The following is a 10,234-nucleotide window of genomic DNA, read 5'->3' as shown; positions in this document are numbered from 1 at the left end:
GCAGGGGCCTCGAAGGACGGGGGCGGCCACCGGCGTCTCCTCGGCAATGGATGCGTCCATGGGCACTGCTCATCACCCGCCCCCGTCCTTCGAAGCTTCGGCCGGCATGCGCACCTCGGAATGAGGGCTGATCGGCGTGCCGCACTGCGGATAGGTTGACGATGTGTGCAAGGTGGCTGGTGGGCGGACGGTGCGCCATGTGTGCAATGGCTCAAGCCTTGGCGCGCCGTCCCGCCCTCATCCAAGGCGCGATCCGCAGGATCGCCTCGAAGGACGAGGCTGCCCACCGACTGCCGAATCCGCTTTCGCACCCAGATTGACTCCTCAAAAAAATCCAATATTCATTCAAGCAAAAGTTGAGGATTTATAGTGAAGAGCATTTTTTCATACTTGATACTGGCAACGGCGGCAATTTCGCTGTCGAGCTGCACCACAACCTCCGACAGCTTCAGGCAAAAGTCCAAATCGATAACGGCGCTCAGTGGCGAAAAGACGAAGATAGGCCAGACCTGGCATATCAATGACGATTGCAGCCACGCCGATTATCCGGCCACGCATATCGTGGAACAGCCCAAGCATGGCCGTCTCCAGATTGTCCACGAACCGGTATTTCCCGGCGCAACCGGAAAGCTGGCGAAATGCCGGACGGTTAAGGTTGGAGGCGTGGTTGGATATTATACACCGGAGCCAGGCTACATCGGCAGTGACAGGTTCGTTCTGAGATCGCCCTACGGGTACGGGAAGATCCAGGAGACCGTGATGAACGTAAACGTCATCAAATAGCCGGCCCGAGCGCTGAAAACCTCTCCCTAAAGCCGGAGGCCTGATGGCTCGATGTCAGTCGCAGAATCCACTCCTGCGACTGACATTTCAAACCGTGCTCCAAAGTCGCTAGACGCGACTCTCTCCGCCAACATCGGCTGACGCGGCAAACAGCGCGGCGCCAACCTCGCCGGGCAGCAACATATTATGATACGCCCTGCCCACCCCGATTGTCGGCAGGCAATCGACGAAGTCGGCAACACAGCAGTCGAACAGAACAGGCCGGTCCACCGCGATCATCTCCAGGATCGCATCGTCGAGTTCGGCCGGCCTCTCGCAGCGAATGCCATGCCCGCCATAGGCTTCGGCAAGTTTGACGAAGTCCGGATTTCCGTGCTGCCGAGCCATTCCCTGATCGCCGCCGTTGAGAATGAAGATCTTGATCGGCGCGTTGTGCTGCACGGCTGCCGACATTTCCTTCATCGTCATCTGCACGGAGACATCGCCGGCTATGTCGATAACCAGGCTGTTCGGATTGGCGATCTGCACGCCGAGGGCGGCGGGCAGCCCGTATCCCATCGTCCCCAGGCCGCCTGACGTCATCAAGCGGTTCGGCTGCTCGAAGTCGTAATATTGCGCTGCCCACATCTGATGCTGGCCGGCCTCCGTCGTGATATAGGTATCCCGATCTTTTGTGAGCTCATAAAGCCGCTCGACAGCATATTGCGGCATGATGACGTCCTCGCGCATCGCGTAGGAAAACGACCGGCACGCCCGCCACCCGGCAATCGCGCTCCACCACTCGCTCAGCCGCGCCCGGTCCGGCGCCTGCGGCAGCGCCCGCCAGAGACGAACGAGGTCGGCAAGCACACCGGCGGCATCGCCCCGGATGGCGATATCGGCGCGCACAGTCTTGTTGAACGAGGAAGCATCGATATCGATCTGGATCTTCCGGGAATTCCGTGAGAAACCATCGACGCTGGAGGCGAGCCCGCCATCGAAGCGCGCCCCGATGCAGAGCATGAGGTCGCAGTCATGCATTGCCATATTGGCCTCATGAGAGCCGTGTAGCCCGGCCATCTTCAGCCAGTTCGGGCTGGAAGCCGGATAGGCGCCGAGCCCCATCAGCGTCGACGTGACGGGAAAACCGGTGAGATCGATGAACTCGCGCAGCCGTTTTACCGCTTCAGGGCCGGAATTGATGACGCCGCCGCCCACGCAGATGACCGGTCTGCGTGCCGTCGTCATCAGAGCGATCGCAGCTTCGAGCTCGCTGATGGCGCCGCGGCGGTCCGGCTGGTAGCTCGGCCTCGGGGCGACAGCCGCAGGCGGCATATAATTGCCGCTCGCAAACAGCACGTCCTTCGGCATGTCGACCAGAACAGGCCCGGGCCGGCCTGATCGGGCGATGCGAAAGGCCTCATGGATGGCCGCCGCCAGATCATTGACGTCGCCGACCAGCCAATTGTGTTTCGTGCAGGCGCGGGTGATGCCGACGGTATCGCATTCCTGAAACGCATCGGACCCGATCAGCGTCGTCGGCACCTGGCCGGACAGGCAGACGAGCGGCACGGAATCCATCAAGGCATCCTGAAGGGGCGTGATCGCATTGGTGACGCCGGGGCCGGAGGTCACCAGCATGACGCCGACCTTGCCCGTCGAGCGGGCATATCCCTCGGCGGCGTGGCCGGCTCCCTGTTCATGGCGAACCAGAATGTGGCTGATGTCTTCCTGCTGGAAAAGCTCGTCGTAGATCGGCAGCACGGCAGCACCGGGATAGCCGAATATATGCTCGACGCCATTGTCTCTCAGCGCCTGGAGAACGATTTCCGCGCCGGTCATCTGCGCGCGCGGGGTGTCGATGGAATGACGGGATCTCATGGTTCCGTTCCTTGATCGGTGTGATGATGTGTGGAAAGTCCGACGAGGCCCGCGCCCAAATTCAGGGCATAAAAAAAGGCCCCGTCAGGAGCCTGCTTACCGCGCATGGGTGCTTTCGCTGGATGGTTACACCATCCCGCCCATGCGCCCGATCACCACTGCCAGAACCAATGCGATTTTCATAGCGTCACAGCTAAAGGCAAATCGGCTCGTCGTCAATGCTTCCGAAGGAGACAAAACCGCCCGCGCGAGAAGGCGGGCGGTTCATCGTCTGGCGTCCTGGCTATGCCTGGATGTTCAAGATCAGTTCTGGCCCTGCAGGCGGTCCATGACCTGGAGCAGCAGGTCGGCGCAGGCCTTCATCGGTTCATCCTCGGCGCATTTCAGATCGATCCGGGTGTCGCCATCCTCGATCCGGAAATGTGCGGCCTTGGAAGGCGGCGGCGGTGGCGGGCGATGACCATGGAAACCGCGGAAGCCCCTGTCGTCGCGAAAACCCCTATTGTCGCGAAAACCCATGTCGTCTCTCGAACCATGCCACCGGTCATCGGGGCGATCGCCCGGCCGCGCGTCCGGCCCACCCATCATCGGCTCGTTATCACCGGAAGCAGACGGAGGCGGAGGCGGTGGCGGTGGTGAGGCCGGGTCGGTCGCTACTGGTGGAGTTCCGGCGGATGGCGGGGCGGGCGGTTGTTGGGCGAAGGCGGCGCCGGCCAGTGCGGCAAGAGCAAGGCCTGATAGGAGAAGTCTTTGCATGGGAATTGTTCCTTTGCCGGAATTGAGAAGCACGTTTGTAAACACCGCAACGCGGCTTTGGTTCATGGCCCGTCAAGGCCTGTGATCGAAATCCTCAAATCGTCGATGCGGCGGACCTTTCGGCGGGCGCAGCGCTTCGGTCCGTCCGTCCTGGCGAACCAGGTAGCTCGCATGCACGAATCCATCGTCGAAGCGTCCCTGGATGGTGACGGCTTCGTCCCGGGTGACGAGAGCGCCACCCTCGCCGGCCCGGCCGGTTTCAACAAGCGCCTTGCCGCTGTCGTCCTGCAGCAGGAACTTGTTGCCGTAGATCTCGACGACCTTGCCCTTGATGGTGACGAGGCTCGATGCCGGCATGGCCGAAATCGCCACCGGCGTCAGCGGCGCCATCTCCGGCGTGGGACGCATCATTTTCACCGCGCCCGCACCGCCGGCAGCACCGATGACAAGCGCCGCGGCGGCGGCGATGACGGGGATCGCCAGCCGGCGCCGGCGCTGTCCTCGCGGGACGGGCGTGGCTGCGCCCTCGGTATGCACGTTGTCCTGGTCTTCATTCGGCATATATCTGCTCCTTGCGTCAGTAATGGTCGCACTCTAGCCGCTCCACCCCCTCGCCCGCCTGAACCTCTCCGTTCAGATTGAGTTAAGCTCGGCCCGATAGTTTTGGTCCGTCCCCGAAGATGCCCGGCCCTGATGAAAGCCCTGCCCCATGCGCGTACTGCTCGTCGAAGATGACGAAGACCTGAGCGGCCGGATCGCTGCCGTGCTGCGATCGGAAAACTTCGTCGTCGACATATCGCGCAACGGCGAGGACGCTCTCCACGCGGGACTGACCGAACTCTTCGATGTCGCTGTGCTTGATCTCGGCCTGCCGAAGATCGACGGCGTCAGCGTGCTGAAGGGCTGGCGCGAGGGCAGCCGCAACCTGCCGGTTCTGGTGCTGACCGCGCGCGACGGCTGGCCGGACAAGGTCGCAAGCTTCAAGGCCGGCGCCGACGATTTCCTCGCCAAACCCTTCAAGGTCGAAGAACTGGTGTTGCGCCTGCGCGCGCTGGTGCGCCGGGCGGCCGGCCACGCAGCCGCGCGGCTTACCTGCGGCGCGCTGGCCTTCGATGCGCAGCTCGGCACCTTCGAGCTCGACGGCCTGCCGCTGAAGCTGACGGCGCTGGAATGGCGGGTGCTCTCCTGCCTGATGCTGCGCAAGGAGATGATCGTCGACCGGCGGGAACTGACCGAGCGCGTTTATGACGGCGATGCCGAGGTCGACTCCAATTCCATCGAAGTCATCATCGCCCGGCTGCGCAAGAAGCTCGGTGCTGACAGCATCGAGACGGTGCGCGGCCGCGGCTATATGCTGACGGCAGCAGCCGCGTCATGAAGGCTCCGTCTTTCAAGCCGAGATCGATCGCCGGCCGGCTGCTGATGTTCTCGGGCATCTTCGTGACGCTGGCGCTCGTTGTGGCCGCCATCGTGCTCTGGCTGGCGCTGAAGACTGTGGTACGCGAGCAGGTCGATCAGCGTCTGGACACCCAGATCGGCGCCCTTGCCGGCGCCGTGACGCGCGATGCAGAAGGAAGGATCGCCCTCTCTGCGCCCCTCGATGCGCCGCCCTTCGATCGCCCATCCTCCGGCTGGTACTGGCAGGTCGACGCCGGAGAGCAGCGCCTGACCTCCCGCTCCCTGATGAACGGTACGATCGACGCGCCGCCGCCACGGCAGGACCTGCGCCATGTGCTGACGGGCATGCCGACATCAGGCAGGGGCGGCGATCGCGGAAGAGGGCCGCTCTACCTTCGCCAGGCCGTGCGCAGCATCGACGGCGTGACGCTGACGATCACCGCGACGGCGCCGATGATCGCCCTCGTCGGCCCGGCGTTACGCGCCCTCTTCTGGCTGGTGCCCTGCATGCTAGTGCTGGGGTTGGTGCTGATGGCAGGCACCCTCTGGCAAATCCGCTTCGGTCTCAGGCCGCTGAAATCCATGGCGGCCAATATCGACGCCATCAACCGCGGAGAATGCACCCGCCTGCCCGAGGAGGCCACAGCCGAGCTTGCCCCGCTGTCGCTGAAAACCAATGCGCTGCTGGCGGCCAACGAAGAGAGGCTCGCGGCAACGCGCATGCAGTTCGCAAACCTCGCCCATGGCCTCAAGACCCCGGTGGCGAGCCTGCTGCTGGCGCTCGACGGGAAAAACGATCCCAAAGGCGCATTGCGCAGCCTCGCCGCCCGGATCGACAACCGGATCAAGCACCACCTCGCCGCCGCCCGCCGGGTGATGGCCTCATCGAACAATGTTGCCAGCACCGACATGGCGGCGTCGCTCGCCGATCTCTACCGGGCGATCGGCCAGATCCATGCCGAACGCAGGATTGCCTTCGACAGCGACATCCCCCCGGACCTGCGGGTCGCCTGCGACGAAAGCGACGTCGAGGAAATGCTCGGAAACCTGATCGACAACGCCTTCAAATGGGCTGCCTCGCGCGTCACTGTCCGCGCCCGCCGCGACGGCCCAACCGTCCGCATTGTAATCGAGGACGACGGCCCGGGAATACCGCTGGATAGGCTGGATGCCGTGCTGCTGCCCGGTGTGCGGGAGGACGAACGCGTCCCTGGCAATGGCTTTGGCCTCAGCATCGTGAACGAGTTGGCGGGCCTTTATGGCGGATCGCTGACGCTCGAGGCTGGGACGGTGGGGTTGGTGTGCGTATTGTGTTTGCCGGTGGCAGTGGGAGTGGCGGGGTAAGGTCTTCCTGCATTCGGTAAAAATTAAGCGCCACAGCGCGATTCCTCAAAAGAGGTGTGAGCCAAAATCCGATGCGGCGAATTTTTCAACAATTTCAGCGCAAAGCCCTTCTGACATGTCCCTGAAGCGCAGCTGTCGGTTCTCGACATGACGCTCCCGCCCTCAAAGCCATCACCAGGGCCCCCTGTACCGATCGCCGCCGCTCTCGACGAGACGTCTTTCGCCTCGCGTCTGCCTTGTTGGGCAGCTATCCTAAGCACCGATTCGCTATCCGCGACGAGGGCGTGGCGTGAACGAAGCATCAAAGGAGAGCGCGATGACGGACGCCAAGGGCGGCATTTCGGGACTGCGGCCGCACATTACTGTGATCGGCGTCGGTGGTGGTGGTGGCAATGCGATCAACAATATGATCGCGGAAAACCTGGCAGGTGTCGAATTCGTCGCCGCAAATACCGACGCGCAGGTCCTCGCCACGTCCAAGGCGACGCGCCGTATCCAGCTCGGCGCGAATGTGACCGAGGGTCTCGGCGCTGGTTCGTTGCCGGAGGTCGGCCACGCGGCGGCCGAGGAATCGATCGATGAGATCATGGATCACCTGGCCGGGTCGCACATGTGCTTCGTCACCGCCGGCATGGGCGGCGGAACGGGCACGGGTGCAGCACCGGTCATCGCGCGGGCCGCGCGTGCCGCCGGCATCCTGACGGTCGGCGTCGTCACCAAACCCTTTACGTTCGAAGGTAACCGCCGCATGCGAATGGCAGAAATCGGCATCGAGGCGCTTCGCCAGGCGGCCGATACGGTTATCGTTATTCCCAATCAAAACCTCTTCCGCATCGCCGATGCGAAAACCACGTTCGCCGATGCCTTCATGACGGCCGACCGCGTGCTCTATGCCGGCGTTGGCTGCATCACCGACCTGATCGTCAAGGAAGGCCTGATCAACCTCGATTTTGCCGACGTGAAATCGGTCATGCGCGGCATGGGCCGCGCCATGATGGGCACTGGCGAAGCCTCCGGCGAAAGCCGCGCGATGAAGGCGGCGGAAGCGGCCATTGCCAACCCGCTTCTCGACGATATCTCGATGAAGGGCGCCAGGGGCGTGCTAATCTCGATCTCGGGCGGTTCGGATATGACGCTGTTCGAAGTGGACGAAGCGGCAAGCCGCATTCGCGACGAGGTGCAGGAAGACGCCGATATCGTCGTCGGCGCCATCTTCGACCGCAGCCTCGACGGCAGGTTCCGCGTCTCGGTCGTGGCGACCGGACTGGAAGGCAGCCCTCTGCCCGCATCCGCGCCTCACGCCGCCGAACAGATCCAGACGCGCACGCTGCAGTAAGCGTCGCCGCTGGTATCGTGGCTAGACGTCGCCCGGGACATTAACGGACGGGGCGGCGTCACCGTTTGACCGGCTGAAACCCGGTCAGGCGAAGAGCATGTCTGAGACCTCGCGCACCACGGAGATTTCGACGGTCTCCGTGTTTGGGATGCGGAGAGCATCCGCCGCTGAATCATAGACGATGTTGGAGATGTAATCGCCTCCGCTTGAGAGAGCTTCATCCTGAAGCGCGAAAGCCGAAGGCTGGAACGAGCCTCGACGCGCGAGAGGGTGCGCCTCGCATCAGTCCCGCCTTTGGACCCCGACTAGAATCCTCACCCCACGACCCGCCTGATCTTCGCCGCATCCTCGGCCGTCGCCGGGTTGTAAACCACCATGCTGAGGTCCGGCCGCCCGTCCACCTGAAAGGCCGAATACTCGAAAGAGAGCAGCCCCAGAACCGGGTGCTTGATGTGTTTGGCGCCCTCGCCGTGCGTACGCACGTCATTGTCGCGCCACATCGCCAGGAATTCCGGGCTCTTGCGGCAGAGTTCGTCGACTAAGGGCTCGACCTCGGCCGCAGCACCCGCGCGGGCCGCGTCCACGCGGAAGGCTGCGACAACGAAGCGGGCGACGCTTTCCCAGTCGTACTGGGCAGCGCGCACGCGCGGATCGAGGAAGATGAAGCGCAGCACGTTGCGCTCCTCGGGCGGCAGCGCGCCGTAATCAGTGAGCAGTACGGTTGCCGCCCGGTTCCAGGCGATCACGTCCCAAATGGCGTTGCGGATCAGCGCCGGGCTCGGGTCCAGTGCATCGAGCACGCCCTGCAGCCTGGGCGTCACGCCCTCTTGCCTGCGGTAGCGCACCTCGGGCGGCCGGCCCAAGCCGATGAGGAACAGATGCTCGCGCTCGATATCGGTCAGCATCAGCGCTCGCGAAATCCGATTGAGCACGTCGGCTGACGGCGCACCGCCGCGGCCCTGCTCCAGCCAGGTATACCAGGTCGGGCTGATATTGGCGCGGTTTGCTACCTCCTCTCGGCGCAGGCCGGGTGTACGGCGGCGATCGCCGGCAAAGCCGAAGGCGGCCGGATCCAGCTTGGCGCGGCGATCCTTGAGATAGGCACCCAGCCGGTTCTCGGAGCTGACGAATTCACTCATCCTGTTAGCCATTATACCATGATAAACTCACTACTTTACCAGGATACGGCACCGGTCGATATCTGTCTCCATCGAAAACGGAGATATCGACATGCGGGTATTCGTCACCGGAGCTACAGGCTGGGTCGGCTCGGCCGTCGTCAGCGAATTGATCGCTGGCGGTCACCAGGTGCTTGGCCTCACCCGTTCAGACAAGGGGGCTGCGGAATTGTCGGCGGCCGGCGCCGAGGTCCATCGCGGCACGCTCGAGGATCTGGAAAGCCTGAAGCGCGGCGCAGCTGAGGCCGACGGCGTGATCCACGCGGGCTTCAACCATGATTTCTCGAAATTCGCCGCAAACTGCGCCCTCGACCGGCGCGCCATCGAGGCGCTCGGCGAAGCCCTCCAGGGCTCCAGCCGCCCGCTGCTGGTCACCGCAGGCCTCGGCCATGCGCCCGGCCGCGTCGGCACCGAAAAGGACCCGCCGATGCCGACCACCGAGACCTATCCCCGCGCCTCCGAAATCACCGCGGTATCGCTTGTGGCGCGCGGTGTGCGGGCCTCCACCGTCCGGCTTCCGCCTTCGGTGCACGGCCATGGCGACCACGGCTTCGTGCCGATCCTGATCGATTTCGCCCGGCGAACGGGTGTTTCGGCCTATATCGGCGAAGGCCAGAACCACTGGCCGGCGGTGCACAGGCTCGATGCCGCCCGCCTCTATCGCCTGGCGCTGGAGCGCGGTGCCGTAGGCGGCCCCTTCCTGGCCGTTGCCGAAGAGGGTGTACCATTCAGGCAGATCGCCGAGGTCATCAGCCGGCGGCTCGACGTCCCCGCCGTCTCGCTGTCGCGGGAAGAGGCGGCAGAGCATTTCGGCTGGTTTGCAATGTTCGCCGGCTTCGATGTGCCAACGTCGAGCGAACATACCCGCACGCTGCTCGGCTGGCAGCCGACCCAACCGGACCTCATTGCCGATATCGATCACCCGGCTTATTTCGGAGGGTAAGGTGGTCCGCCGCGGCATGGAAAAGTGGATACGCTTGATGCTGCGCGGAGCATGTCCTGCGAGCGTTATGGGATGCCACGCCCCAATAATAGGATCGGAGCCGCGCCAGTCCTCTCGGGAGCCTCATCGAGAGGCTCCCCGGCGGGGCTTGAAGGACGACGCGGGCGCATCATCGGGAGGATGCCGCCAGCCAGGATCGCTGCCGACGGTTCAGCCGAAACCTGGCCTACCGCACCCGGCCCTCGTTCATATCGGCAGGATCGTAGTTGATGTCCCAATCCTTAGGCTTTTTCTTGCCGGGCTGATTCTTGTTGACCGTGGCATCTTCGGAGCCGGTGATAACTGTCGGCTTGGCGCTGGCCACACCGTTGCTTTTCCTATCGGCTTGTGATTTGGCGAATTGGCCGGCCGCGTCTTTCTCGGGATTGGCCATCTCATTCACCCTTCCGTTTCATGGCGTCGCCGAAATCCTTGGCTTCAGGATCGCGATTGTTTTCGCCGTGCGCGTCGCGATCGCGGTCGGGATCATCCTTAGCTTTCAAATAGCCGCGCGGCGCATTTCCTTTCGGGCCTTCCCAGCGGGGAGACTGGTCGGTAGTGCCGGGTGCGCCGTCCTTGGGTGTTGTCATGCCCATC

11 protein-coding genes are annotated in these 10,234 nt (G+C 63.6%); 5 read left to right on the top strand and 6 right to left on the bottom strand.

Features of this window, described 5'->3' with window-relative positions; translation table 11 throughout:
• Positions 1–369 precede the first annotated feature (369 nt).
• A complete protein-coding gene (locus RCCGE510_RS12980; protein WP_007630560.1) occupies positions 370–783 on the top strand; it encodes a hypothetical protein in 414 nt (137 codons plus the stop codon).
• A gap of 108 nt (positions 784–891) precedes the next feature.
• Here the strand turns inward: RCCGE510_RS12980 and ilvB are convergent, their stop codons facing one another.
• The 3 genes from ilvB to RCCGE510_RS12965 all read right to left on the bottom strand — a co-directional run bounded on the left by ilvB (position 892) and on the right by RCCGE510_RS12965 (position 3,960).
• On the bottom strand, positions 892–2,604 hold the full coding sequence (ilvB, locus tag RCCGE510_RS12975; RefSeq protein WP_007630559.1) for a biosynthetic-type acetolactate synthase large subunit: 1,713 nt from the start codon (positions 2,602–2,604) through the stop codon (positions 892–894).
• A 342-nt stretch (positions 2,605–2,946) separates the two neighbouring features.
• The gene (locus tag RCCGE510_RS12970) at positions 2,947–3,399 is read right to left on the bottom strand and encodes a hypothetical protein (protein ID WP_037078565.1); all 453 of its coding nucleotides are present in this window, start codon (positions 3,397–3,399) and stop codon (positions 2,947–2,949) included.
• A 72-nt stretch (positions 3,400–3,471) separates the two neighbouring features.
• On the bottom strand, positions 3,472–3,960 hold the full coding sequence (locus RCCGE510_RS12965) for a hypothetical protein (RefSeq protein WP_007630555.1): 489 nt from the start codon (positions 3,958–3,960) through the stop codon (positions 3,472–3,474).
• A 148-nt stretch (positions 3,961–4,108) separates the two neighbouring features.
• On the opposite strand from RCCGE510_RS12965, the gene RCCGE510_RS12960 reads away from it, so the two are divergent.
• The 3 genes from RCCGE510_RS12960 to ftsZ all read left to right on the top strand — a co-directional run bounded on the left by RCCGE510_RS12960 (position 4,109) and on the right by ftsZ (position 7,477).
• The gene (locus tag RCCGE510_RS12960; protein WP_007630554.1) at positions 4,109–4,777 is read left to right on the top strand and encodes a response regulator transcription factor; all 669 of its coding nucleotides are present in this window, start codon (positions 4,109–4,111) and stop codon (positions 4,775–4,777) included.
• Positions 4,774–6,141 (top strand): HAMP domain-containing sensor histidine kinase, encoded by a 1,368-nt coding sequence (locus RCCGE510_RS12955; RefSeq protein ID WP_007630552.1) that lies wholly within the window; start codon positions 4,774–4,776, stop codon positions 6,139–6,141. Before RCCGE510_RS12960 ends, RCCGE510_RS12955 begins: the two co-directional genes overlap by 4 nt.
• A gap of 316 nt (positions 6,142–6,457) precedes the next feature.
• Positions 6,458–7,477, top strand: coding sequence for a cell division protein FtsZ (gene ftsZ, locus RCCGE510_RS12950; RefSeq protein WP_007630550.1), 1,020 nt, complete (start codon positions 6,458–6,460; stop codon positions 7,475–7,477).
• 314 nt (positions 7,478–7,791) lie between these two features.
• On the opposite strand, the gene RCCGE510_RS12945 is transcribed toward ftsZ, so the two are convergent.
• Positions 7,792–8,616 carry a helix-turn-helix transcriptional regulator gene (locus tag RCCGE510_RS12945; protein WP_007630549.1) on the bottom strand — a complete coding sequence of 275 codons (825 nt, stop codon included), beginning with the start codon at positions 8,614–8,616 and terminating at the stop codon, positions 7,792–7,794.
• A 91-nt stretch (positions 8,617–8,707) separates the two neighbouring features.
• Here RCCGE510_RS12945 and RCCGE510_RS12940 point away from each other — a divergent pair, with 91 nt between their 5' ends.
• The gene (locus RCCGE510_RS12940) at positions 8,708–9,598 is read left to right on the top strand and encodes an SDR family oxidoreductase (RefSeq protein WP_007630548.1); all 891 of its coding nucleotides are present in this window, start codon (positions 8,708–8,710) and stop codon (positions 9,596–9,598) included.
• 226 nt (positions 9,599–9,824) lie between these two features.
• Here the strand turns inward: RCCGE510_RS12940 and RCCGE510_RS12935 are convergent, their stop codons facing one another.
• Positions 9,825–10,031, bottom strand: a complete 207-nt coding sequence (locus RCCGE510_RS12935) for a hypothetical protein (protein WP_007630547.1) — start codon at positions 10,029–10,031, stop codon at positions 9,825–9,827.
• Position 10,032: 1 nt separating this feature from the next.
• Positions 10,033–10,233 carry a hypothetical protein gene (locus RCCGE510_RS12930; protein WP_007630546.1) on the bottom strand — a complete coding sequence of 67 codons (201 nt, stop codon included), beginning with the start codon at positions 10,231–10,233 and terminating at the stop codon, positions 10,033–10,035.
• Between the last annotated feature and the right edge of the window lies 1 nt (position 10,234).

Origin of the sequence: Rhizobium sp. CCGE 510 (assembly GCF_000292525.1) — a bacterium.
In the GTDB taxonomy this organism is placed as follows: Bacteria; Pseudomonadota; Alphaproteobacteria; order Rhizobiales; family Rhizobiaceae; genus Rhizobium.
The sequence above is the reverse complement of the archived record's forward strand: the minus strand, read 5'-3'. Positions and strand labels throughout refer to the sequence as shown.

Bases quoted from the DNA above. Each gene is read 5' to 3' on its own strand.
- ilvB (WP_007630559.1), bottom strand. From the start codon at position 2,604: ATGACCGGCGCGGAAATCGTTCTCCAGGCGCTGAGAGACAATGGCGTC.
- RCCGE510_RS12970 (WP_037078565.1), bottom strand. From the start codon at position 3,399: ATGCAAAGACTTCTCCTATCAGGCCTTGCTCTTGCCGCACTGGCCGGC.
- RCCGE510_RS12965 (WP_007630555.1), bottom strand. From the start codon at position 3,960: ATGCCGAATGAAGACCAGGACAACGTGCATACCGAGGGCGCAGCCACG.
- RCCGE510_RS12960 (WP_007630554.1), top strand. From the start codon at position 4,109: ATGCGCGTACTGCTCGTCGAAGATGACGAAGACCTGAGCGGCCGGATC.
- RCCGE510_RS12955 (WP_007630552.1), top strand. From the start codon at position 4,774: ATGAAGGCTCCGTCTTTCAAGCCGAGATCGATCGCCGGCCGGCTGCTG.
- ftsZ (WP_007630550.1), top strand. From the start codon at position 6,458: ATGACGGACGCCAAGGGCGGCATTTCGGGACTGCGGCCGCACATTACT.
- RCCGE510_RS12945 (WP_007630549.1), bottom strand. From the start codon at position 8,616: ATGAGTGAATTCGTCAGCTCCGAGAACCGGCTGGGTGCCTATCTCAAG.
- RCCGE510_RS12940 (WP_007630548.1), top strand. From the start codon at position 8,708: ATGCGGGTATTCGTCACCGGAGCTACAGGCTGGGTCGGCTCGGCCGTC.
- RCCGE510_RS12935 (WP_007630547.1), bottom strand. From the start codon at position 10,031: ATGGCCAATCCCGAGAAAGACGCGGCCGGCCAATTCGCCAAATCACAA.
- RCCGE510_RS12930 (WP_007630546.1), bottom strand. From the start codon at position 10,233: ATGGGCATGACAACACCCAAGGACGGCGCACCCGGCACTACCGACCAG.